Source organism: Micromonospora halotolerans, from assembly GCF_032108445.1.
Taxonomy (GTDB): domain Bacteria; phylum Actinomycetota; class Actinomycetes; order Mycobacteriales; family Micromonosporaceae; genus Micromonospora; species Micromonospora halotolerans.
The window spans coordinates 6,004,062-6,028,179 of the sequence record NZ_CP134876.1 but is presented as its reverse complement, the minus strand read 5'-3'; the positions used below and the strand labels follow the sequence as shown (position 1 = coordinate 6,028,179).

The following is a 24,118-nucleotide window of genomic DNA, read 5'->3' as shown; positions in this document are numbered from 1 at the left end:
GGGCGAACGGAGATGGCTGTGCAACCGACGTGGCTCCTGGTGCTGGCGTGGGCTTCGCTCTTTGTGGTGTTGGCCAGCACCGCCGTTGTCGTTGTTGACCAATTTGTTCTTGGATATCGTCAGCCGGCCAAGATCATGGAGATGGTCTGGCCGGCAACCGCCCTCTACCTCGGCCCAGTAGCCGTCCTGAGCTACAGAAAGTGGGGTAGACCCCAGTCTCCCCGGTGGCTGGACCGGCACGGCAACCCGCCCAGGGCGTCGCGACATGCTCCTACGACAATCCAAACTTATCATTGTGCGACGCACTGCACTCTGGGTGTCATCATTGCCACGCCTATCACCTACGGCGTCGGCCTCGAAATTTTTGGCAGCACACTGTGGCCCGAAGTCGTCGGCGACTATGTAGGCGCAGTGGCCCTCGGCGTTGCATTTCGCTACTCTACCGAGGCTCACACGGGTGGTCAAAGAGCGTTGGCCGCAATGCGGAAATTTCTCAGGAGCGACCTGCTGACCGTGTCCGTCTTCGAGCTCGCCCTATTAGGTTGGCTGGCGCTGATGCATTTTCTTGTTTTCCACGAGACCCTGCGGCCTAGTAGCCCTGTCTTTTGGCTCATTGTCCAGGTCGGGTTGATCATCGGCTTCTTCGCCGCTTGGCCGCCAACCTTGTTGCTGATCCGGCGCGGCGTCAAAACGGAATTGCTGGGCACGCCGCAGTAGGTGGTGGTGACGCGCCGATTGCCCTCGGGCGGAGGGATGTAGCTTGATTTCTCGGTCCTGCGCTCGTGCTGGGCGGCGAACATCTTGTGGATTGGTGCGCTCAAGTTCCAGCAGTACGAGGTCGAGAATGACGAGCCGCCCGTCACCTCGAGTCCGCTGTTCTCGGGGTTTCGTGGGAAGCTGGGCACCCAAAGGCTCAACCGGCTCATCGGGGTCACGGAGTTCACCGTGGGCTGTCGGATCGCCGCGAAGCCGGTTGCGCCCAGGGCATCGGCGATCGGTAGTTTCGGGGCGGTCGGGATGATCCTCACCATGCTCAGCTTTCTCGCCACGACGCCCTTTGATGATCGGGGCATATGAGAGATGGTCGGACGCACAGCAGTCCGGCACGGGCCTGCGAACGCGCACCGCAGTGCGCGCCCCGGGACGCGGCGACGACCCAGGTGAGGCGATGGCCAGGTGATCAGCTCCCGGCTCCGCCGCTCAGCGCGATGTCGCCGTTAAGGGACGGCGAAACCAGACCTCCAGGCGGGCGTCAGCGCACGTGCGGGCCTCGACGGTGAGGAAACGCCCCGGTGACGAACGCGCACAGCGCCCCGGTCGCCCGCTGCTGTTGCTTGTCTCCTATGACTCGCGGGCCTCCGGCGCGCGGCCCGTAGTCTCGGCCACGGCCTTTCTCAGCGCCGACTCGGCAGCAGCACGATCGGAGTAGCCGGGGTGTCGGGCGTCGACCAGATCGGCATAGGCGGTCGTTCGCCTGAGGTAGTCGACCACGAAGGGGCAGATTGCAGTGACCGTGCCCTCGCGGGCGCGGATCTCGTCGAGTACTCGGCGCACCATCGCGCCCGCCACGCCCTGGTGTTGATGACTCGACTCGACTTCGGTGTGCCGGAGGGCGTACCGGTTGGGCTTCAGGTGGGTGTAGTAGAGCCAGCCGACCAGTTCGCCGTCGCGGAAGAACTCAAAGCGGCCATGAGCGAGGCTGTCGATCAGTTCCTCGGTTACCTGTGCCTGTCCTTCACTGCTCATCGGCTCACCCGTCCAAGTGTAGTTACGCCACGTGACCAAACTATCTAACCTGGACCTTGAAGTCCAAGTGCTGCGCTTGATTGCTCCGCATGTGTCGCGTCGAGCGCCGCGCTGTGAACTAGACGGTCCTGTTAAAGCGCGTCGTGAGAACCGCCCGGGGCCACACGAAGACCAACCCGGTCATGACCTGTTACGCCCTGGTGGAGCTGAGCCAGCGCCGGACCAAGGTCGGCCGCGGGCTTGCCGCCGGCTACGTCCAGGACCACCCAGGGCAGAGGGGCGCGTTGACCTCAACCGCTCCACCCGCATCGCCACTCGCGCCATGCCGGACGCGACCAGCGAGCGCTGAGGCAACGGACGGCGTCGGCTCGATGGCGCCCAGACAGGCGAGCGTCCGATCCAGCCGAGTTCGTCGGTTGTCCAGTTGGTCATCGGGTGTCCCTGTCGATCACTTGACCAACTCGCCATGCTGGCTGTTCCTGGCGGTGCCGATGTGCGAGGTGCGTGCAGCGAGGACAGTGATCAGGGTGGCGACGAGGGCAAGTGCGCCGTATCCGAGGACGATCTGCGGTAGCGCGAAGGTGTTCGAGAGTTCCCCGGAGATGAGGCTGGGGAAGGCGGCGCCGCTGTAGCAGAGGACGTAGACCACGCTGAAGATCGATGCCCGATCGGCCAGAGTGCTGCCGTGCAGCAGTCCGCGGGTGGCGGCGCTGATGGCGATGCCCTGACCGGCGCCGGCGACGATGGTTGTGGCGATGAACAAGGCCAGCGTGCCGAAGGCGATCGCGGTGATGATGCCGATCCACCCGGCCAGAAAGATGATCATGCCGACGCCTTGGGCCGCCGCCGATGTGAAACGGCCGCCGAGGGGGGCGCCGAGAACGCTGGGGGCCATGTAGGCGGCGAACACCAGTCCGAGGATGAGCGGGCTGTGAGTGTGGAGCTGGTCGTCGACCAGCGCGGGCACGAAGGCCTGGTAGAAGGCCCCGGTCGCCCAGGTGGCCAGGAACACCGCAGCCGCGACAGGGAGCAGATGCCTGACCCCGGCCGGTACGCGGACCCGCGGTAGCAGAGATCGCCAAGCGCCCGGCGTCGGCTGTGCGGTTTCCGGGCTGATGACGATGAGTGCGGCGGACAGTACGAGGAGACCGGCGCACACCAGGTAGATGAGGTCGCGTGGCCAGGGACCGAACTGGACCAGGGCGCCGGAGGTGATGGCACCGAGGGTGAGGCCGAGCATGGGTCCCTGGCTGGAGGCGACGGCGGCCAACCACTCGGGCCTGGGGGGTGCGGCGTCGACGATGTAAGAGGTGAGGCTGGTGCTGGCCAAGCCGGCACCGACCCCCATCAGTAGCCGACCGGCCAGCAGGGTGCCGATGTCGTGCACGTTCAGCAGCAGCAGACAGCCCAGCAGGAGCAGGCCGAGACTGGCGAGCGCGGTGCGCCGCCGGCCCAGATGACTGGACAGTCGCCCCAGCACCAACAGTGCGGCAATCGTACCGACGGCGGTGGTGACGACGGCCATCGAGATGCCGGCGTTGGTGAACCCTTCCTCAGCCCGGTAGACGTTGAACAGGGGGATCGGCGCGGCCGACGCGGCAAACGTGGCCACCAGGGAGACCACCGCAGATAAGAATGCCAGCCGGAGCGTTCCGCCCCGGCGAGCCTGGTTGATCACCGGTGCCATGCGTTGCATCGATATGTGCCTTCTCCTTGACGTGAACCGCCCCCAGAATCTCTGGAGGCTCCGAGTGGGTGCGCAGACACCCGGCCGGTCCGCTGAGGGGTGCCCTACGAGTCGTCCGACCCCGCCCACATAGCTGCCGCTGATCCAGGCGGGCTCGATTGCTGGCCCCGAATCCTCACGGACGAACGCGGATGAACGTCTTCCCCTTGTCCGCTCGGTCGGGTTGAGGGCGGCAACGACATCGTCGAGGGCCGCGACGTTTGCCGCTCTCCGTCCGCAGCCGAACGAGCCCGGACCTGCTGGGCGGCCCGAGCCGTGTCTCAACGCCGGACGGTATGAACTCACACGACCGGGCAGATGACGGTGATCTTTTCCTGCTCGCAGATCTCGCTCAGCAGGCGAGCGACGAGTTCCCTGGCCACCCGATCACGCCGTTGGGCGGGGTCCGCCCAGGTCGTTGGCAGGTGGGTTCAGGGCATGCGGGTGCGACCCTGGGCTGCTCCCGGGTGCTCGGGGTCGATGAGGCCGGCGTACTCGGGGTTGTGGTCGATGAAGGTGCGCACGATCGGGCACATGATGGTGACCGTCCTGCCTTGCGCACGCACGTCGTCCAGGACGCGTCGGATCAGCTCGGTGGCGATGCCCTGTTTGCGGAACTCGGGGATCACCGAGGTGGCCAGCAGCACGAGCCGGTCGTCTCCGGCGACGTTGTAGGTCAGCCCGGCCACCTCTCGGTCCCCGACGATGGCGTCGTAGATGCCGAGTTTCTCGTCGTTGACGACTCGGACGTCAAGCGCGGGGGCGTGGGGTTCGCCGATCACCTCGTCGATGAGGACAGTCTGGTCCTGGGTGAGGCCGTCGGGGTATCCGGCCCCGGCGGAGTGCGCGAAGGCGGAGCGGGTCGGCTCGGCAGCGTCGGTCATGGCGGGTGCGCCTTCGTTGATGGTCATCAAGTCACTCCCGGATCGTGGCGGTAGTCGTACTCGCCCAGCCGTACGTCGTCGACGGGAGGCGAAGGCCATCGACGCACTTCTCGCTCGTGAATCCTTACGAGCGAACGCGGATGATCGTCTTTCCCTTGGCCCGCTCGGTCGGGTTGAAGGCGGCGACGGCGTCGTCGAGGGCCGCGACGGTGCCGATGTTCGTCCGCAGCCGGCCATCCCTGATCCGCTGGACGACCTCACCCAGTTGCGCGCGATCGGCCTCGACAACGAAGTCAACCGCCAGGCCGTCCGCCGGCTGTGCTTCGGGCGGGCCAGCGATGGTCACCAGGGTTCCTCCGGCTCGGACCAGACCCGCGGAACGCTTCTGGATGTCGCCGCCGATCACGTCAAAAACCAGATCGACGCCGCCGACGTCTTCCAGGGTGTCGTTGTCGAGGTCGGCGAACTCCTGCGCGCCGAAGTCGAGCGCGGTCTGGCGGTCGGCGGCACGTCCGGTGCCGATGACGTAGGCGCCGGCCTCCTTGGCGAGCTGGGTCACCATCGAGCCGACTCCACCGGCCGCACCATGTACGAGAACGCTCTGCCCCGCCTGGAAGCGGCCGTGCATGAACAGGCCCTGCCACGCGGTCAGGCCTGAAATCGGCAGGCTCGCGCCCACCGTGAAGTCGACGTCTCCGGGCAGCGGCGCGAGGTTGCGTGCCTCGACGGCCACATACTCCGCCAGGGTGCCGTCGCGGTTCCAGTCCGTGAGGCCGAACACCCGCTGTCCCACAGACAGTCCCGTCGTGCCATACCCGAGAGCGCTGACCACTCCGGCCAGCTCGTGGCCGGGGATCGACGGCGTCCGGTCCCGGCCGAGGCGATCGGTCCAGGTCGAGGGCCACGCCAGCTCACCCGGAGTGAATCCCGACGCATGAACCTGAACAACGACGTCGTTCAGCGCCGCTTCGGGCTCGGGCCGCTCCACCAGCGTCATCCCGGCCATTCCCGCTGCCTGGTCCGTCACCACGATCGCTTTCATGGGAGCTGTCTCTCCTCGGTCATTTGTCTCTGGTGGAATGCTGCAGGCAGGGAAAGCCGGTTTCGGCATCTGATGCCAGGGCTGTAGGACGCAGCCGGCCGATCTGACAGCGCCGGCTCGCCACGCGCGTAGATGGACGCGTGTCGCCCACGACGGACGCGAAGAATCATCATCCCAGTCGGACGCCCCGAACCTAGTCGCGCTTAAACTGGTCTGTCAAGTCCAGTTACGAGTCCAAGCGGATGCTACATTGGGACCGATTCAATCCAGGCCATCCGCTACGGCAATGGCATATGGTCGGCCGTTCCTGAACCAGATGTGCGGACCATGAAGTCCAGGTAGAGAGGGCCCAGGAGATCGCAACCAGCACATAGGGTGCGTTTCACCTGATTCCTCAGCTTCGCGCCAGAAGGCCGGGAAGGGCGAGCTGTGCACCAGCAGGCCTTGGAGAGTGCCGGGTACGGCGAATACCGCACCCTGTTCACGAGTGACACCAACGCTGACACCGAGGACAAGTAGGGAGACGACGTGACCACCGAAAAGGCGATCCTCGCCGGCGGCTGCTTCTGGGGGATGGAGGAGCTGTTCCGCCGCCAGCCCGGCGTCGTTTCCACGCGCGTCGGCTACAGCGGCGGCGACGTCCCGAACGCCACCTACCGCAACCACGGAACCCACGCGGAGTCCATTGAGGTCGTCTACGACACCGAGAAGACCGACTTCCGCGCGCTGCTGGAGTTCTTCTTCCAGATCCACGACCCCTCGACGAAGAACCGCCAGGGCAACGACATCGGCACCAGCTACCGCTCGGCGATCTTCTACACCAGCGACGAGCAGAAGCGGGTCGCCGAGGACACGATCGCCGACGTCGACGCCTCGGGCCTGTGGCCCGGCAAGGTCGTCACCGAGGTCACCCCGGCAGGCGACTTCTGGGAGGCTGAGCCCGAGCACCAGAACTACCTGCAGACCTACCCCGACGGTTACACCTGCCACTTCCCCCGCCCGGGGTGGAAGCTCCCGAAGCGGGCGACGGCCTGACCTCCGGCGCGCGGACCTGAGGTCCGCGCGCCGACCCGGCCGAGGTGTCATTGGCAGAATGAGCGGGTACCGTGGCCGGGTCGACTGAGCGGTGGCGCCGGCACGGCGAGGACCGGATAGTCCGGAAAGGCTCGCCCCGTCGATGATCTCGCGGACATGGGGCGCGTTCGGGCCGAACTGTCGGCGGACGCAGCCGTCATTCACCAGGACGCGAATGCGACATGACGCCGAACGGACTTCAAGGTCCCATTTTCCGGGGATGATCTGGTGCGCTGGATACACTTGACCGATGAGCGACCAGCAGGCGGCTGCGCCGACGAATCGGCGGAGGATCAGTCAACGGGGCATCGCGACCCGAGAGCGGATCCTCGAGGCGGCGAACCGGCTGATGTTCGTGCGCGGAGTGAACGCGACGACCCTTGACGACGTCCGCCAGGCAAGCCAGACCAGCAAGTCGCAGCTTTACCACCACTTCGCCGACAAGCAGGAGCTCGTGCGAGCGTTGGTCAAATATCGGGGCGCCCTTGTGCTTCAGCGCGAGCGCGCAGGGCTCGAACGACTGAGATCGTTCTCGGGCCTGGTCCGGTGGCGCAACGCGTTGGTCCAGGCCAACTCGCTGAACAACGGCAGATACGGGTGTGGCCTCGGGTCGATGGCGGTCGAGCTGTCCGACCAAGATGAGCAGGCTCGATCGATGCTGTTGGAGACGTTCGCGGCGTGGGAAAAGCTGATCAGTGATGGTCTGCACCGGATGCGGGACAGCGGTGCTCTGCGCCAGGACGCCGACCCGGAGAAGTTGGCCACGGGGTTGATGGCAGCTTTGCAGGGCGGCTACCTGCTGGCGAACGCCGCGCACAACGTCGCACCCATGGAAGTTGCGCTTGACATGGCGCTGGGGCACATCAAGTCGTACCTCTCGGAGCCGTCCGGCGAGCCGACCCGCTGATCGAGCCCTCTTCATCGCGATCAGACTGGCACGGCGGGTGCGGAGCAGCCCGGAGATCGATGACGGCCAGGCTGCGGGTGTCCCGCTGCGCCGTCTGTGATGAGCGCTCCAGCACGCCCGACGAGCGTCGACTGGTCAGGTGCCGGCCGGACCGGGGGCGCCGCGACGGGGGAGCGACGCTTACCGGCTCGTAACGGACTGGCGAGTCCATCCTGAGGTATGGCGTTTCCGAGTTCAGCTGGGAGCTCCTTGGTCCTATCCGCCTCTCAGCGCAGCTTACACCCCCAGTTGGAGAGCTGGGGAAAGGGCTGAGCGGCTCTGACGGCGAGCCATCAATTGGACTCTTCAGTCCGGCGGGAGCTAGCCTTCGGACGTACTCGGTCGCGGGGTGATACGCCCGGCCGCAGCCCTCGCTCAGACTGCGGCTCGGCTGCTGCTGGGTCCGCATACCTGGGCCGTCACCAGCAGGATCTACAGGAAGGCGCGGCTGATGGAAACCAATCACGATCGTGTCGTCGCATCCGCCCGAGCTGTCCTTCCGGCCAACGAGCGCCGGCGCACGGACATGACCACCGGCAGCTTCACGTTCGTCGCCGATGAACCGCACAACGGCGCGCTCGGCGACGGCCCGACGCCGACCGAGTACCTGTTGATGGCGCTCGCGTCGTGCACTGCCCAGACGCTGCGGCAGTACGTCGACTACAAGTACGACACCGCCGGTGACATCACCGTCGAAATCGCCTACCACGAACCCGAGCAGGAAGGCGAAGAGCGTTACCTCCAGCGCACGATCACGCTAAGCGAAGAACCGGACCCCGACGACTTGAAGGTGATGCATGACATTGCCGAGAAGTCCCCGGTGACCATGCTGATTCAGTTCGCCTGGAGCGTGAGGACCGAGTTCGTCGGGCCGCGCTGAAATCAGGCCCGCTTGCTGCTCGGCGATCAACGCCGAGCAGCAAGCTGCTCGGCGTTGTCTGTCACTTCGGCCAGGATCGGCGCGACGTCCCGACCATGAGCTGACTGATAGCCGCCGCATCCCGAAGGGCATCGGCGGGCCGCGTCGCCCGCTGCGCAGCCGGCCACAGCTGCGGCAGCCCGATCAGTACTGAACCGAGCGGTCGCGTGCCCGCATTGCGGCACGTGATCCAGCTGTCCATGCTGGCCCGGCCAGCGCGCCGGAAGGTGACGTGTGACCGAAACCAAGATGAGCGGCCGGACGATCTGGAAGCGGAATCCAGCGGCACCGCTGCAAGCCTTTCTGCGGACCGAGTCCGGCAGCGCCGGCGTGCTCGTGGCCGCCATCGTCGCCGCACTGCTCTGGGCCAACATCGACCTCGGCTCCTACGAAGCCCTCTGGCGCACCCAACTGTCCCTACGCCTCGGGCACCTCGAGCTCTCCCGCGACCTGCACACCTGGATCAACAGTGGCTTGATGACGCTGTTCTTCCTGGTCGTCGGCCTCGAGACGCGGCGCGAGTTCGACCTCGGCGACCTACGCGACCGGCGACGTTTCGTGCTGCCCGCCGTGGCCGGTCTGATCGGCATGCTGATCCCGGTGCTGATCTTCCTGCTGATCAACCACGGCGGGCTGGGCGCGCACGGCTGGGGCGTGGCTATGTCGACTGACACCGCCCTCGCGTTGGGCCTGCTGGCACTGCTCGGCCGCGGCGTGCCTGACCAGGTCCGGATTTTCCTGCTCACCGTGTTCGTGGTCGACGACTTGATCGCACTCATCGTCATCGCCCTGGTCTACAGCGACGACATCAAGATGATGCCCATCGTGGTGGCCGTAGCGGCGTTCGCGGTCATGCTGGCCGTCCGCGCAGCCGGCGTCCGACGTGGCTCGGCGTACGCGCCGGTCGCCATCGTGATGTGGGGCGCGCTGCTGGTCAGCGGAGTCGACCCGGTGGTGGCCGGACTGGCCATCGGGTTGACCGCGTTCGCCTACTCTCCCGGTCGAGCTGAGCTCGAGCAGCTCAGCGGGCTGTTCCGGTCGTTCCGTGAGCAGCCGACGCCCAAGCTCGCGCGTACGGCTTCGATCGGCCTCGCGAACACGCTTTCGCCCAACGACCGCCTTCGGCGCATCTACCACCCTTGGTCCAGCTACCTGATCGTGCCGCTGTTCGGCCTGGCCAACGCGGGCGTCAGCATCGACGGTTCATTCCTGGCCCAGGCGTTCGCGTCGCCGGTCACCTGGGGCGTACTGCTCGGGTATGTCGTCGGCAAGCCGCTCGCCGTGATCGGCACCTCGGCCGGGCTCACCTGGATCTCACACGGCCGCATCCGTCCGGCCGTGGGCTGGGCGGGCGTGCTCGGCAGCGGCACGATCGCCGGTGTCAGCTTCACGGTGTCGCTGCTGATCGCCAGCCTGGCCTTCACCGGCGACCAGCTGGCCGAGGCCAAAGTCGGGGTGCTCAGCGCCGCGATCGTCTCCTCGGCGCTGACCTGGACCGCGTTCCGCCTCACCAACATGTTGCCCAAGGACAAGCGCACCCGGGCGCTCTTCGGTGACATGACGGAGCTGCTCGACCTCATCCCAGACGTCGACGAGACGCAGGACCACGTCCGCGGCCCAGCCGATGCGTCGGTAACGCTGGTGCAGTACGGCGACTTCCAGTGCCCGTACTGCGGGAAGGCCGAGCCAGTCGTCCGGGAGTTGTTGGGCCACGCCGACCTGCGTTTCGTGTGGCGTCACCTGCCTCTGCCAGACGTGCACCCGCAAGCCCGGCTGGCAGCCGAGGGCGCCGAAGCAGCGGCCGCTCAGGGCAAGTTCTGGCAGATGCACGACCTGTTGCTCGACCACCAGGACAAGCTGAACATCACTGATCTGATCACATACGCCGGCGACCTCGGCCTGGATCAGGAACGCTTCCACGAGGATCTGACAAGTCACGCCCACGCCGGCCGCATCGACAGCGACATCGACTCGGCCGACAACAGCGGAGTGTCCGGGACCCCGACGTTCTTCATCAACGGCCGCCGCCACTACGGCGCCTACGACATCGCGACCCTGACCGCCGCCGTTCGTATGGCCCGAACCCGGGCCCGCCTCACGGCGCCCAACGCTGATGACCAGGCGCTGCGCCGGCCGGGCGTTGCTCCCGGCAGGCACGCTGCCTATCTGGTGCGGCCGGACGGGTACGTCGGTTACCGCGCAGGCGGCACTGACCTGACCGGCCCACGTGCCTCCATGCGCCGCTGGTTCGGACCCCGAACGCTTGAGGACGTGCACGCCACCGCCTCCGACGCAAGCGCCGATACTGGCGCGGAACGTGCCGTCGCCCGAGCCGGCGACGCCGGAGCGGCTCTGGACGCCGCGGAAAGCGGCACAAGCGGATGCGCCGGTTCCTGCTCTGCTTAGAGCGTTGTGACGATCGGAACGGTACGCCGGGCGATATCGGCCACGGCTGGGCGCGCTCGTGGCCGAACGTATGGTGACGGATCAGAGATTCGGCCTGATCCCGTAATCAGGCCAATCGGTGCACTCGCGGTCGGCCGCCTGCTCCTAAGCTCTCCGGCGTGCCCCGCCTCAAGATCTCTTCGCTTCTCGGACTGCCGAGCTACGACCTCGTCGACCACCACCCCGATCTCGCGCCGTTGCGACGCGCGCTGCACGCCGAGGACTGGCCGGCCGTCGTCGCCTTCTTCGACCAGCTGCCGGAGCACGACGACCCGACAGTCGCCACCGCGATGGTCGCCGAGACGAAGGGCGTGGAGACGTTCCTGCGCACGGCAGGAGGCGGACCGGCCGAGTCCACCCTGGCCGGTACGTTGCTCGGCGCCCGGTTGGTGTGGATGGCGTGGCAGGCCCGGGGAACGGCGCGCGCCCGGTACACCAGCAACCGCCAGTTCGCGTCCTTCCACGAGATTCTCCGCGAGGCCGAGCGGGTGCTCGGCGACGTGACCGCGGAGGAGCCGGGCAACATCGCCGCGTGGACGGCGCGGCTGCGTACCGCCCGGGGCCTCGGGCTGGGGCAGGCGGAGGCGAACCGGCGGTACGAGCGCGCCGCGAAGGCACGGTCCGATCCGTTCTACGCCCAGCTGACCCACGTCCAGCAGCTGTGCCCGAAGTGGGGCGGTTCGCTGGACAAGCTGCTCAGCTTCGCGCGGCGCTGCGCCGAGACGTCGCCGCCCGGATCGCTCAACGCGGCGGCCGTGGCCGACGCCCACCTGGAGTTCGCGTACGAGTCGGGCATCGCCCACCTGCGTTCGCCGGCTGTGCTCGACGAGATCCGGGACGCCGTGGCCAGCTCGGTCGGGCACCCGGATTACCGGCCCGTGCACGGTTGGGTCCAGGCCGAGTGCAGCTTCTCGTACGTCCTCTGGCTCGCTGGTGACCTGTCCGGCGCCGCCGCCCGGCTGGCGGCGCTCGGCAACCGCATCACCATTTACCCCTGGGGCAGCCCCCGGGAACTCAGGACCGTCCGGCGGAAGCTTCGTGGGGCCGGTGCGCGATGATCCGCCGTGAGTCGACGGCGTACCCGCGCTGTTCGGCAAGGCAGGTGGGCCGGTATGCGAGGGTCTGTGGAGGAGGAGATCCTGCTGACCGAGGCGGCCGGCCGCAGCAACGGCGTGAACGCGAACCTGCTGCTGTGGCGCTACGGTGCCCAAGGCCGCGCTGCCTCGTCCGCAGGTGGCTCTCCCGCTCCCGGCGGCTCGCCTTGCTGTCGGGCCCTGTGCGACCGGCGGCAGCGCGGCGGTTAGGCTTCTCGGATGCAGGAGGCGGTGTCCTGGGGCGACCTCGATGGCTGACGCGGACGACATCCGTCACCTGGCGCTGGCGCTGCCTCACGTGGTCGAGATCGACAGTGAGGGCTTCGACTTCCGGGTCGCCGACAGGGGTTTCGTCTGGTCCTACCCGGAGCGCAGACCCGGTACGCCGCGCCGCATCCGGACCGACATCGCGGTGCTGTACGTGGGCGACGAAGCGGAGAAGCAGGCGTTACTCCTCGGCGAGCCCGAGGTCTTCTTCACCACGCCCGCGTACGACGGCTTGCCCCTGGTCATGCTGCGGCTGGGGCAGGTGAGCGTCGATCGGCTGAAGGAGCTCGTCACGGACGCGTGGCGCATGCGTGCCCCAGGCTCGCTCGTCGGTGACCTCGATGACGGCGGTGGCGACCCGTCCACGTGAGCGCTCACGAGCGCGCGACACGCTCGCCGGAGATCGGGAGGGCTCAGAGCCAGGGTGGTGGACCCTCGAAACTGAGGGTGTGCACGTCGAACAGGACCGCCGCTTCCACGCCCAGCGCCGGCCCGCCCTGGCGGGCCGCCCAGGTCAGGAACGGCCCGGGTTCCGGTCCGGCCACACCCAGGCCCCTGGTGTATTCAGCGTGTGCGGCCAGCGAGGCGATGCCGCGCTGCAACGGTTCCCCGGTGACCTCCACGCCATGCGTGGGGCGCTCGGCCCCGCCGAAGCAGACGTAACGCACACCGCCCCAGGGTGGCAGCCCGTCGTCCACCAGTTCCGGGAAGATCCACCGGTTGCCCGCGTCGCGGGCGGCGTCCAGCGTCGCCAGTCCCACCGCCCGGTGGTCGGCCTGGTTGGTCATACCGCCCACCATGCGGACGGTGAATGCCCCCGAGACGATCACGTCGGGCCGGTGGCGGCGGATCGCCCGCACGATGTCGCGGCGCAGGTCCGGACCGTACTCGACGACACCGTCGCGGTGGTCGAGGAACTCCACGACGTGTACGCCGACCTCGCGGGCCCCGGCGCGCTCCTCCTCCTCGCGCAAGGGCCCGGCCTGATCCGGGTGCATCGCGTCGATCCCCGCCTCGCCCCGGGTCGCCAACAGATAGGTGACCTGCTTGCCCTGAGCGGTCCAGCGGGCGATCGCCGAGGCCGCACCGTACTCAAGGTCGTCGGGGTGCGCGGCCACCGCGAGACAGCGGTCCCAGTCCTCCGGCAGTGCCGGCAGAAGCTCGTCCACGATCCCGACCGTAGCCGCCCCTTCGTCCGTCCGGCACCGCCGTGTCGGCAACACTGACATCCGCCGGGCCAGCGATACTGACCAGGTGGACTTCAGGCGGCTCCACCCGCAGGCGCGGGCGGCGATGCAAGTCCAGCAGCGTGTCCCGCTCACCCGGGCCAACCTGCCGGCGGCACGGCTCAGCATGGCCCAGGCGACTCCCACCGAGGTGGGCAGCGGACCGGCGATCCGGTCCGTGGTGACCGTCGACGCCGGCGGCGTGCCCGCCCGCCTCTACCGCGACGGCGACGACGACGCGAAGCCGGTGGTCCTCTACGCGCACGGCGGAGGCTGGGTGATGGGCAGCGTGGACACCCACGACGGGCTGTGCCGGCACCTGGCGGCCACGTCCGGCTGGGCCGTTCTCTCCGTGGACTACCGGCTCGCCCCCGAGCATCCGTACCCGGCTCCGGTGGACGACATGGTGCGCGCGCTCACCTGGCTGCGCGGGCCCGAGGCGCCTCGGCACGGCCTCGATCCGGACCGGACAGCGGTGGCCGGTGACTCCTCGGGAGGGCACCTGGCGGCGGTGACCGCCCGGCGTGCCCGGGACGCCGGGATCCGGCTTGCGGGACAGATCCTCGTCTGCCCGGTCATCGACCCCGCTGTCGACTATCCGGCGCTGGACGAGTACGGCCTGGACCGGGAGGAGATGCGGTTCTTCTGGGACGCGTTCGCCCCACCCGACGTGGACCGTACGCAGCCGGACCTGGACCTGCTGCGGGCCGACCTCACCGGCCTGCCGCCCGCCGTGGTCGTCACCGCCGAGCTCGACCTGTTGTCCGCCGAGGGGGAACGGTATGCGGCCGGGCTGCTGGCGGCGGGCGTTCCTGTCATCGCAGCCCGGTACCAGGGGCTCATCCACAACTTCCCGCGGAAGCTGGCCCTGTTCGACGCCGCCCATGCCGTCCTGGCCCAGTTGGCCGCTGTGCTGCACCGCTGGTCAGAGGAGGAAGCGTGAGCACCATCGAACGGCGAGGCCCGGTGAAGGCCGGCATCACCGTGTCGTTGGACGGCGCTGAGCGGCTCCACTACTGGTGATGGGCGGGCCGTGGACCTACGAGACGGAACGCGAACCCGGCGCCGGCATGACTGACGCTGACCGTGCATACTTCGAGCGCTGCTCGAGGGGACGAGCGCCGGTCTCTGCGGCCGGGGCATGTACGACAGCGCCGGGGCCTGGGGCGGCCGGAATTCGTTCGGAGGCACGATCGTCGTGCTGACCCACCGCACCGCGGACCAGCCCGACCCGAGCACCGGCACAGGATGACCAGCGGCAGCAGGGTCAGGTCAGCAGATGCTGGCGCGCCGGCTGGTGATGGGCGGTTCAGTTGTCGATGGACGGGGCGTACATCCGGCGCTGGCGCGAGGACGTCACCGCGTGCCTGGATCGGCTGCTGCCGGGATTCGAAGTGCGGCTTGGTTACCCGCCGGGCCGGCACATGGTCGGCGGCATGGCGGGGGAGGAAAGGTTCGCCTCGCTCGCGAGCACGCGCCCGTCCGGTGATCTGCTCGAGTGGTACCGGCAGGTGCGCGAAGTGAGCCTGCCGGACATCGGCAGCGGTTACTTCGTTCACGACCCCGGCCTCGTCGTGCGTCGGGAGGTGGCGTCTGTCCGGGGGCGCTTCACCGCGGATGTGGTCGTGTTCGCCAGTGATGGCGGCGGCACCCTGTTCGCGGTGAGCGCGGTGACCGGCTCGCCGGTGTACCGGCTTCCTGCTGGCGAGATCGTTGCCGGTGTCTACCGCAGCGATGACCCACGATTCGACGTGGTGGCAGAGGATCTGACCGGCTTTCTCGACCGGCTACACGACGCGGTCGAGGTGTTCGCCGCCACGGGCGCAGCCGGCGACTTATAGAAACAGTGCCTCAACGCGTGCTGGGCGCAGCGGGTGAGAGCAGCGGAGCCCTCGGGTGACTCTGGTACATGTCCAGCCCGCGCTGCGCTGCGGGGTCGATGACCGGGCCGAATCGAGTTCGATCGGGTTTGTTGGCTCGGGCAGGATGGCGGGGTGATCTGGGGGAGACGGGGCAGCGGGGTTCAGGGGTCGGCGGCGGGGGAGGCCGGGCCGCTCGGGGCGGTGCACGTCGCGGTCGACGGTGCCGCCGCGGGGCGGTGGGAGGCGTTGAACCATCTGGTCGAGGTGCTGATCGAGGCCGATGCTGTCGGTGACGAGGTGGCGGCGCGATCGGCGTTGACGCTGGTGGCCGGCGTTGCGGGTTTGGTGGCCCGGCTGGACCGGCACGCGCGGCAGGCACCGTGGTATGGCCCGTATCAGGAGCCCGCGTTGCGGCGATTCGGGGCGGGTTTCTCGGTCGCGACGTCGGGGCCTGTCGCGATGGCGCTGGCGAGCATGCACGGTGATGGGCGGATCCGGGAACGCGCGGTCGCGGCGATGGTCGATCGGCCGTGCCCGGAGGTGATGCCGTTCCTGGTGCTGCGTACCGGTGATTGGGTCAAGCCGGTACGGGATCGGGCGCGGGCCGGGCTGGCGTTGTTGCTCGCCGACGATCCGGGTGGCTATCTGCCGGCGGTGCTGCCGATGGCGTTGCGCCTCGACGCGCGCCTGCGAGGTGGCTTCGCCGTCAGCCAGATACGGGCGGCGTTGCTGTCGGCGCCAGCGGGGGTGTGGCGCGGGCTGCTCGGCTCGGGTGCCCGCCGGCAGCGGCGGTTCGTGTTCGACATCGTCCTGGCCCAGGGCTGGCTGCGTCTGCCCGACTACGTGACCTGCGCCGAGACTGACTCGGATGTGGGGATTCGGGTCCGGGCGGCGGACGCGGCCTGCCGTGAGGCGGTCTGGACCCGCCGGCATGACGTTCTGCGTCGCCTGGCCCGGTCGGTTCGTGCCGAGGTGCGGGTGGTGGCGTTGACCGGACTGGTCCGGGTCGGTCAGGACAGCGACGTTGCCGCATACCTGGACGATGACGCGCCGCTGGTCCGCGCGGTGGCCCGGGACGCGGCCCGCCGGCTCGGCATCGACGCCCGAGAGCATTACCGGACCGCGACCGGCGCCGGTGAACCGGCACTGGGTGCGATCGCTGGGCTTGCCGAGACCGGCTCGGCAGCGGACGCTCCGCTGCTGCGGCCGCTGCTGACCCACTCGCAAGCCAGGGTCCGCGCCCAGGCGGTACGAGGCCTGCACCTGCTCGAGGCGGTTGTCGCGCACGAGGTGCTTCCGCTGCTACAGGATCCGTCCCCGGCGGTGGTCCGAGGGGCGACCACCGCGCTGCGGCCCTTGATCGGTGCCCTGCCGCCAGGCCTTCCGTGGCAGTTGCTCGGGGACGCCCGGGTGGAGCTGCGTCGAGCCGGTTACCGCCTCCTGCGTGGCCACAGCGCCGACGTCCAGTTGCGCGCTGCCCTGATGCTCACCCTCGACCCGGACCCTCGCCTGGCCGAACGTGGCAAGGCCGACGTAACCCGCCTCGCCCGGGACGGCGCACGAACCACCTGGCGCCGCACTCCACCACCCGAGCTGCCGGTCACCGCCGCGCAGCACGGCGAGCTCGCCGCGTTGACGGCACGAGCGGCGGCGGCACTCGGCGAGGACACCAGCCGGATGCTCACTACCTGGCTGGCGCGTACCCGCCCCAGCGCATGAGTGCGCTCCTGGCGTCGCCCGCGGGTTGGCCTTCGAGTACCGGCACAAGCGCCCCGCCGCACAATGGTCCGTGACCGATCCCGGGCCGACGGATCTGCCCGTGTGCCTGCGTACGGACACGTCAGGTGTCGAGATTTGCCCATCCTGCGGAGGTTGGCAGCCCTCGTAGTCCGTCGGTGGGCAATCGCGCGCCGGCCGAATCGAGGGTCTCGGGCAGGCGATTGAACTACCGATCTGACATGCTGCGGGATCTCGACCCGGTCCCCCGGCGACGTCGTAGTCGACCGACCGGCGCAGACGGTCAATCCACGGGGTCGTCGATCTCGGGCGCTCCGGGCCCCGCGACCGACGACGGGTCGCGGGGCCCCGCTGGTGTCACCAGGTCGTCGGCTTGCCCTTCTGGTAGAGCCACACGTCGAAGAAGGCGTCGAGGTCCTGCCCGGACTCTCGCTCAGCCATGGCGATGAAGTCGGCCGTGCTGGCGTGGCGGTAGCGGTTGCTCGCCGCCCACTCACGCAGGATGCGGAAGAAGGTGTCGTCGCCGACCTTGCCGCGCAGCGCGTGCAGCGTCATCGCACCGCGGTTGTACGGGATGCTGCTGAACATCTCCACGGGGCCCGGGTCGGCGAGGACGGTCTGCCAGAACGACGACGACGCGGCCCGTCCGTAGTTGCTGCTGCTGTTGAAGGTCTGGCTGACCGACGCGCCGCCGTTGTACTCGGTGTACATCCACTGGGCGTAGGTGGCGAAACCCTCGTTGAGCCAGATGTCCGACCAGCGCTCCGGCGAGACGCTGTCGCCGTACCACTGGTGGGCGAGCTCGTGGGCCATCGTGCCGACGCTCGCCGTGCTGGAGAAGATCGGCTTGGTCTGGGTCTCCAGGGCGTAGCCCACGTTGGGGGCCCGATCGATGATCGCCCCGGTGGAGGCGAACGGGTACGGGCCGAACTTTGTGGAGAAGAAGTCGATCATCTTCGGGATCTGCGCCACCGCGGCGGCCGACCCGGCGACCAGCCGCGGGTCGACCGCGACGTACACCGGGATCCCGCTCGGCGTGGTCGACTCGGTTACCTCGAAGTTGCCGATGGTGATCGTCGCCAGGTAGGTGGCCATCGGCTCGGTCGAGTCCCAGACGAAGGTGGTCCAGCCGTCCCGGGTCTCCCGGGAGAGGAGCTGGCCGTTGCCGACCGCGGTGAGCCGCTCCGGCACCTTGGCGGTGAACCGGAAGGTGGCCTTGTCGGTCGGGTGGTCGTTGGTGGGCAGCCAGGCCGGCGCGCCCTGCGGCTCCCCGGCGACGAAGACGCCGTCGTCGGTCGGCACCCAGCCCTCGATCGACCCGTCCGGGTCGGTGATCGGGCCGGGTACGCCGGCGTACTTCACCACGACGGTGAACGTCTGGCCGGTCTTGAGCTTGGGGCGCGGGGTGACGATCAGTTCTTGACCCTCGCGGGTGAAGTCGTGCGCGTGCCCGTTGACCGTCACCGAGGAGACCTCCGGACCACGGAAGTCGAGGTTGAACCGGTCGAGATCCTGAGTCGCGACAGCGGTGATCGTGGCGGTGGCGTCCATGAGCCGGGTCGCCGGGTCGTAGGAGAAGGTGAGGTCGTAGTGCTGGACGTCGTATCCGCCGTTGCCCTGCTCAGGGAAGTACGGATCATGGACACTCGCCGCACCAGCGGAGTAGCGCGGGGCGCCAGGGTTGCCCGGTGCCGCACCGGCCGCGTCCGGTGCCACAGCCGACCCGGCGGCCACGAGGGCGACCGTGGCCAGCGCGGCACCGCGCAGGCGTGGGATTGTCATGGTGCGAATCCTCTCTCTTGGAAGGCCGGGGCAGCGCCAGCCTTCAGCTGAGTACGTCTATCCACCCGCACCGACGCGAAGTCGTCAAGATCTACAGACCCTGATCTGGGCTTCCTGCTTGGTGGCCTCAAGGTGGCTCAGTGCGCTGTCAATCGAGCAGTGCCCGCAGGAACATGCGTTCGGACTCCGGGACGTATGAGGCGTAGTAGTCGTAGAGACTCTGGCGGGCGATGCGTGCCGCCGCAGTGCCGTCGCCAGCTCGTACCGCCTCGAACACCTCGGCGTGGTGGCTGATGCTCTCCTCCATCTGCGCGGTGCGGTCGAGCGCGTGCGCGATCTTCTCCGCGATGAGGGTGAGCGCCACCGACCGCACCACCTGATTGCAGACCTGGAGCAGTCGATTGCCGCTGGCTCGCGCAACCGCGTCGTGAAACGCCACATCGGCCCGGCTGAACTCCTCGTATCCAAGGGACACGCTGTCGCGCATCACCTTCAACGCCGCGTCCATCTCGACGAGCTGTTCCTCGGTGCGCAACTGTGCGGCGAGCAGGTTGGCGGAGGAATCCAGCAACATCCGGAATTGGATGAGCTCGGTGAGGGTCAGCTCGGAGAGTCGGGCCAGGGTGGTCATCGACTTCTGCAAGGTGACCGGGGAGAAAGGCATGATCTCCGCACCCGCCGGGTCGCCCGCCCGGGAGCGGACCATGCCGTTGCTCTGCAGGACCCGCAGCGCTTCGCGCACGGTCGCGCGGCTGACCGAGAATTGCTGGACCAGGTCTCGCTCGGACGGCAGTCGTTCGCCCGGGCGCAGGTCACCGCGGAGGATCGCCTCCTCGATTTGCTGCACGATCCGTTCGTACGCCCGCACGGGCTGGACCGGCTGAAATCGCGGCCGTTGGGCCACTGGCTACCCCTCGTCTTCAAAGTGTGCAGAAGCGTTCGCGACGCGGCGGAATCGCCGTGGTGAGGCGAAGCGATCAGACCAAATGCGACCGTCTGCCCGGAAAATCGTAACGCCCCATCGCGCTCGGCCGGCGCGACGGTCAGGTCGCGCCGGCCGCTTCCGCGACGTGTGGTTCTCCGGGTCGAGGTCAGCTCCTGGTGGCTGCTCGGCGTCGGATCAACGTGGCGCCGGCCAGCCCACCGAGCCCGACCAGGGCCAGTCCTCCGTTGAGAAGCAGGGGGGAGGGATCGTCGCCGCCGGGAGGGGCGGCGCTGGTGAACGAAGCGGGCTGGCGCGATTCGTCGGTCTTGTTCTCCTCCGCCGCCGGGGCGCCGGACTGGGCGGCCTGCCCGGTGGCCGACGAGCCGCCGACCGGCGGGGTGCCGCCGGAGACCTTCCCGGTGGCCGCGGAAAGCGACTCGGCGGTCACCTCCGGGGCCGTGCCCCGCTTGTCCGCCGGCAGCGGGGCCAGCTTCTTGCACGCCGAAGGGTACCGGTCGCAGTAGCTCTTCGCCGTGCCGACGGTGGTGGCGTTGAGAATCGCGTGTCCGACCGCCCGGGTCAGCGTGTCGGCGGCCGCGTTGAAGATGCCGTTGAGCTGGCCACCGTCGGCGTTGACCCGCAGCGGGGTGCCGTCGCCGGTCGAGACTGCGAAGACGGTGTCACCGTCGCTGAGGGTGTGGATCGGGTTGATCGCCCGGGCCAGCCCGTCGTGCGCGTTGGTGGCCATACGGGCGGCGGCGGCCTTCTCCAGCGGCGCGTTGGTCGCGACCACCGCAATGGTCGTGTTCATCGACGGCTCGTCGGCCTTGGCGCCGGGCGGGTTGCACTCCTGCTTCTTCGGCGTCTCCAGGCCGCGGAACTCGCCGGCCACCTCGTAGCGCGCGGCGAGCAGCGAGCAGTCTCGCGGGTCCACCGGGGACCCGACCGAGTTCACCACCACGATGGCGCCGACGACGATGCCGTTGTCGAGCACCATGCTGGCCGTGCCGACGCCGCCCTTCAGGCCACCCGAGCGCGCCCCGGTGCCGCCGCCGACCACACCCTGCGCGACGGCGCCCGGGTTGGCGTTCTCGGCAGCGAGCCAGCCCCAGGCGGGGGTGGTGCGAGCGCGGAAGTTGCCTCCTCGGCCGAGATCGAAGATGTCCGCGGCCGGCACGATCGGAGCGACTCCGTTGCCGACGCGGACGCCCTCGCCGCGTTCCTCGAGCCAACGGATGACGCCGTCGGCGGCGGACAGGCCGTACATGCTGCTCCCGCCGAGCATCACCGCGTTGACGCCGGGGTTGGAGTTGAGCGGATCGAGCAGGTCGGTCTCCTTGGTGGCCGGTGCGCCACCTTCCTGATCGACGCCGGTCACCGACATGCGTGGGGTGTAGACGACGGTGCTGCCGGTGAGGTACGGGGCCCGGGTGGACTGGACCTGGCCGACCTGGATGCCCGGAACGTCGCTGATCGCGTTGTACCTGCCGGGCAGGCCGGGGGTACCCGCCGCCACGGCGGGACCGGAAACGCCGACGGTGGCGACCGAGAACATCAGCGCCCCGGCGAGCAGTGCGGCGGACCGCGAGGCCATGGATGCCATGAGTTCCCCTCTCTGTGGAGTACGTGCCGGATCCATGGCGGGGCCTGGATCGGTGGCCCCGGTTCCGGCGAAGACCGTGGGGGTTGAGCTCTTGACCTTCTCTGCGGACGAGTGAGAGCGTGAGGTGCACTGAGGCTACTGGTCAGACCAGACAAGGTAAAGAGCGTCCGCAATGAACGGAGAGCTCGGCGTGCAGGACCTCCGCGTGGCAGTGATTCCCGGCGACGGCGTGGGCCCCGAGGTGGTCTCGGCCAGCCTCCCCGTGCTCCGTGCCGCCGCCGAGCGTGCCGGCAGCCGGCTGGACACGGTCGAGTTCGACTGGGGCGGTGATCGGTATCTGCGTACGGGTCGGGCGATGCCGCCGGACGGCGTCGACGTGCTCCGCGGCTTTTCCGCAGTGCTGTTCGGGGCCGTCGGCCGACCGGACGTGCCCGACCACGAACTCATCTGGGGCCTGATCATCGGCGTCCGGCAGGCCCTGGACCTCGCGGTCAACGTCCGGCCCGTCCAGTCCTGGGCCGGTGTGACCACCGTGCTGCGCGAGCCGGACGGGATCGACCTGGTCATCGTTCGGGAGAACACCGAGGGCGAGTACGTGGGCATCGGCGGCCGCGCGCACGCCGCTACCCCTCACGAGCTCGGCATCGAGGTGGCCGTCCATTCCCGGCCGGCCATCACGCGAGCGACCCGGTACGCCTTCGACCTCGCGCGGACCCGCAGGGGCAGGGTGAGCCTGGTGACGAAGTCGAACGCGCTCCGCCACGGCTACACGCTCTGGGACTCCATCGTCGCCGAGGTGGCGGCGGAAAATCCCGACGTGCAGTGCGAGCACGTGCTGGTTGACGCGATGGCAGTCCGGCTCGTGCAACAACCCCGTGAACTCGACGTACTGCTGTGCAGCAACCTGTTCGGCGACATCCTCTCCGACCTCGCGGCCGTGCTCGTCGGCGGGATGGGCATGGCGCCCAGCGCGAATCTCCTACCCGGCGGCGACGTGCCGGCGCTCTTCGAGCCAGTGCACGGCTCGGCTCCGGACATCGCCGGCCGTGACGTGGCCAACCCGGTCGCGTGCATGCTGTCCGGAGCCATGCTCCTCGACCACGTCGGCCTGCCGATGGCCGGGCGAATCGTGCGGGACGCGGTCGCGACCGCGCTGCGCGATCCTTGCCTGCACACCGCCGATCTCGGTGGCACTGCCACCACGAAGGAACTCGCGGCGAAGATCCTGGCCGCCGTCGAGACCACCACCGCACCGTGATCACATCCCACCCGTCCGTTCGCCAGTCCGGACCGGCCTCGCCCGGCCCTTGCCTCAGGAGAAAAGCCGTGACACGACCGTTCGTTCGGCTCGTGGCGGTGACCGCGACCGTCACGCTCGCGATCACCGCCGCGGGTTGCTCATCGGAAAGTTCGGGAGGCTCCGCCTCCACCTCGAGTCTGTCGGTCGGCTTCGTCGCCGAACCGGCCAACCTCGACTTCACCAGCACCGACGGCGCCGCGATTCCGCAGGCGTTGCTCGTCAACGTCTACGAGGGCCTGGTCAAGCTCGACCAGGACGGCAAAGTCGTGCCGCTGCTCGCCGAATCATGGGACATCAGTCCCGACCGCAAGACCTACACCTTCCACCTGCGCGACAATGTCACCTTCACCAACGGCAAGAAGTTCACCGCCGATGACGTGGTGTTCAGCATCAACCGGGTCAAGACCGACTGGAAGGTCTCGCTGAAGTCGGCCATGGATGTCGTGGCCAACGCGGCGAAGAAGGACGACACCACCGCGGTCGTCACCCTGACCAAGCCGAGCAACTCCTGGCTGTACAAGATGACCACCCGGATCGGCGCCATCTTCAGCCGGGACGGGGTCGCCGACCTGGCCAACAAGCCGATCGGCACCGGCCCCTACAAACTGGATTCCTGGCGACGCGGCGACGCAATCACCTACTCGGCGAACGAGAACTACTGGGGCACGAAGCCGAAGGTGGGCAAGGTCGTGCTCAAGTACTTCAAGGACGCCACAGCCCTGAACAACGCCCTGCTGACCGGCGGCATCGATGTCATCTCCACCGTCCAGGCCCCCGAGTCGATCCAGCAGTTCTCCGACACCTCGAAGTACGAGGTCATCGAGGGCACGACGACCGGCGAGGTGCTGCTCTCGTTCAACAACTCGAAGGCTCCGCTCGACAACAAGCTGGTCCGGCAGGCGATCCGGTACGCCATCGACCACAAGGCGCTGCTGGACACCGCCTGGGCCGGGCGGGGCCAGCTGATCGGCAGCATGGTGCCGCCGACCGACCCCTGGTACGAGGACCTGACCAACCTGTACCCGCACGACCCCGCGAAGGCCAAGGAGTTGCTGGCCCAGGCCGGACAGAGCAACCTCAAACTGCGGTTGCGCATCCCCAACCTGCCCTACGCCGTGGCATCGGCCCAGGTGGTCAAGTCGCAGCTCGCCGCGGTGGGGATCACCGTGGACATCGAACCGCTGGAGTTCCCCGCCCGCTGGCTGGACGTCGTGTTCAAGCAGGCCGACTACGACATGTCGATCATCAACCACGTCGAGCCCCGCGACATCACCGCAATCTTCGGCAACAAGAACTACTACCTGCGCTACAACAACCCGAAGGTGCAGGAGCTGTTCGCCAAGGCCGACTCCGGCACCGAGGACGAGCAGGTCGCCGGGATGAAGGAGGCCGCGCGGATCATCTCCGAGGACGCCGCCGGCGACTTCCTCTTCCTGTTCCCCAACCTCATCGTGGCGAAGAAGGGCACGACCGGTCTGCCGAAGAATCTCGTGTCGGAGTCCTTCGACCTGAGCGTGCTGTCCCCGTCCGAGGCCTAGCA

Annotated in this window: 21 protein-coding genes; 13 read left to right on the top strand and 8 right to left on the bottom strand. The window is 68.5% G+C overall.

Annotated elements, in window-relative coordinates:
* Positions 1-12: 12 nt before the first annotated feature.
* On the top strand, positions 13-717 hold the full coding sequence (locus tag RMN56_RS28410; RefSeq protein WP_313720812.1) for a DUF4396 domain-containing protein: 705 nt from the start codon (positions 13-15) through the stop codon (positions 715-717).
* Positions 718-801: 84 nt separating this feature from the next.
* Positions 802-1,077 (top strand): DUF417 family protein, encoded by a 276-nt coding sequence (locus RMN56_RS28405; protein WP_313720810.1) that lies wholly within the window; start codon positions 802-804, stop codon positions 1,075-1,077.
* Positions 1,078-1,341: 264 nt separating this feature from the next.
* On the opposite strand, the gene RMN56_RS28400 is transcribed toward RMN56_RS28405, so the two are convergent.
* From RMN56_RS28400 to RMN56_RS28385, 4 genes are all read right to left on the bottom strand, one after another.
* Positions 1,342-1,746 (bottom strand): GNAT family N-acetyltransferase, encoded by a 405-nt coding sequence (locus RMN56_RS28400; protein ID WP_313720808.1) that lies wholly within the window; start codon positions 1,744-1,746, stop codon positions 1,342-1,344.
* Between the two features lie 448 nt (positions 1,747-2,194).
* Positions 2,195-3,433 (bottom strand): MFS transporter, encoded by a 1,239-nt coding sequence (locus tag RMN56_RS28395; protein ID WP_313720806.1) that lies wholly within the window; start codon positions 3,431-3,433, stop codon positions 2,195-2,197.
* 470 nt (positions 3,434-3,903) lie between these two features.
* Positions 3,904-4,383 carry a GNAT family N-acetyltransferase gene (locus tag RMN56_RS28390; RefSeq protein ID WP_313720804.1) on the bottom strand — a complete coding sequence of 160 codons (480 nt, stop codon included), beginning with the start codon at positions 4,381-4,383 and terminating at the stop codon, positions 3,904-3,906.
* A 97-nt stretch (positions 4,384-4,480) separates the two neighbouring features.
* Positions 4,481-5,398, bottom strand: coding sequence for an NADP-dependent oxidoreductase (locus RMN56_RS28385; protein WP_313720802.1), 918 nt, complete (start codon positions 5,396-5,398; stop codon positions 4,481-4,483).
* A 528-nt stretch (positions 5,399-5,926) separates the two neighbouring features.
* Here RMN56_RS28385 and msrA point away from each other — a divergent pair.
* The 6 genes from msrA to RMN56_RS28355 all read left to right on the top strand — a co-directional run bounded on the left by msrA (position 5,927) and on the right by RMN56_RS28355 (position 12,513).
* The gene (gene msrA / locus RMN56_RS28380) at positions 5,927-6,433 is read left to right on the top strand and encodes a peptide-methionine (S)-S-oxide reductase MsrA (RefSeq protein WP_091261996.1); all 507 of its coding nucleotides are present in this window, start codon (positions 5,927-5,929) and stop codon (positions 6,431-6,433) included.
* A gap of 289 nt (positions 6,434-6,722) precedes the next feature.
* The gene (locus RMN56_RS28375) at positions 6,723-7,379 is read left to right on the top strand and encodes a TetR/AcrR family transcriptional regulator (RefSeq protein WP_313720795.1); all 657 of its coding nucleotides are present in this window, start codon (positions 6,723-6,725) and stop codon (positions 7,377-7,379) included.
* Positions 7,380-7,869: 490 nt separating this feature from the next.
* A complete protein-coding gene (locus RMN56_RS28370; protein ID WP_313720793.1) occupies positions 7,870-8,298 on the top strand; it encodes an OsmC family protein in 429 nt (142 codons plus the stop codon).
* Between the two features lie 288 nt (positions 8,299-8,586).
* Positions 8,587-10,743, top strand: coding sequence for a Na+/H+ antiporter NhaA (nhaA, locus tag RMN56_RS28365; RefSeq protein WP_376787340.1), 2,157 nt, complete (start codon positions 8,587-8,589; stop codon positions 10,741-10,743).
* Between the two features lie 158 nt (positions 10,744-10,901).
* Complete coding sequence (locus tag RMN56_RS28360) at positions 10,902-11,840, top strand: hypothetical protein (RefSeq protein WP_313720789.1); 939 nt, start codon at positions 10,902-10,904, stop codon at positions 11,838-11,840.
* 286 nt (positions 11,841-12,126) lie between these two features.
* Entirely contained in the window at positions 12,127-12,513 is a 387-nt protein-coding gene (locus RMN56_RS28355) for an MmcQ/YjbR family DNA-binding protein (RefSeq protein ID WP_313720787.1), read from the top strand.
* A gap of 43 nt (positions 12,514-12,556) precedes the next feature.
* On the opposite strand, the gene RMN56_RS28350 is transcribed toward RMN56_RS28355, so the two are convergent.
* A complete protein-coding gene (locus RMN56_RS28350) occupies positions 12,557-13,312 on the bottom strand; it encodes a PIG-L deacetylase family protein (RefSeq protein ID WP_313720785.1) in 756 nt (251 codons plus the stop codon).
* An 85-nt stretch (positions 13,313-13,397) separates the two neighbouring features.
* Between RMN56_RS28350 and RMN56_RS28345 the strand changes: the two genes are divergently transcribed.
* The 3 genes from RMN56_RS28345 (at position 13,398) to RMN56_RS28335 (ending at position 16,950) form a co-directional block, all read left to right on the top strand.
* Positions 13,398-14,312 carry an alpha/beta hydrolase gene (locus RMN56_RS28345; protein WP_313720783.1) on the top strand — a complete coding sequence of 305 codons (915 nt, stop codon included), beginning with the start codon at positions 13,398-13,400 and terminating at the stop codon, positions 14,310-14,312.
* Between the two features lie 376 nt (positions 14,313-14,688).
* Positions 14,689-15,210, top strand: coding sequence for a hypothetical protein (locus tag RMN56_RS28340; RefSeq protein WP_313720781.1), 522 nt, complete (start codon positions 14,689-14,691; stop codon positions 15,208-15,210).
* Between the two features lie 222 nt (positions 15,211-15,432).
* Positions 15,433-16,950 carry a HEAT repeat domain-containing protein gene (locus RMN56_RS28335; RefSeq protein WP_313720780.1) on the top strand — a complete coding sequence of 506 codons (1,518 nt, stop codon included), beginning with the start codon at positions 15,433-15,435 and terminating at the stop codon, positions 16,948-16,950.
* 375 nt (positions 16,951-17,325) lie between these two features.
* On the opposite strand, the gene RMN56_RS28330 is transcribed toward RMN56_RS28335, so the two are convergent.
* From RMN56_RS28330 to RMN56_RS28320, 3 genes are all read right to left on the bottom strand, one after another.
* The gene (locus RMN56_RS28330) at positions 17,326-18,750 is read right to left on the bottom strand and encodes a M1 family metallopeptidase (protein ID WP_313720778.1); all 1,425 of its coding nucleotides are present in this window, start codon (positions 18,748-18,750) and stop codon (positions 17,326-17,328) included.
* Between the two features lie 148 nt (positions 18,751-18,898).
* Positions 18,899-19,597, bottom strand: a complete 699-nt coding sequence (locus RMN56_RS28325; protein WP_313720776.1) for a FadR/GntR family transcriptional regulator — start codon at positions 19,595-19,597, stop codon at positions 18,899-18,901.
* A gap of 244 nt (positions 19,598-19,841) precedes the next feature.
* Positions 19,842-21,278 carry a P1 family peptidase gene (locus RMN56_RS28320; RefSeq protein WP_313720774.1) on the bottom strand — a complete coding sequence of 479 codons (1,437 nt, stop codon included), beginning with the start codon at positions 21,276-21,278 and terminating at the stop codon, positions 19,842-19,844.
* A gap of 205 nt (positions 21,279-21,483) precedes the next feature.
* Here RMN56_RS28320 and RMN56_RS28315 point away from each other — a divergent pair, with 205 nt between their 5' ends.
* Complete coding sequence (locus RMN56_RS28315; protein WP_313720772.1) at positions 21,484-22,536, top strand: isocitrate/isopropylmalate dehydrogenase family protein; 1,053 nt, start codon at positions 21,484-21,486, stop codon at positions 22,534-22,536.
* A gap of 68 nt (positions 22,537-22,604) precedes the next feature.
* Positions 22,605-24,116, top strand: a complete 1,512-nt coding sequence (locus tag RMN56_RS28310; RefSeq protein WP_313720770.1) for an ABC transporter substrate-binding protein — start codon at positions 22,605-22,607, stop codon at positions 24,114-24,116.
* The last annotated feature ends 2 nt before the right edge of the window (positions 24,117-24,118 follow it).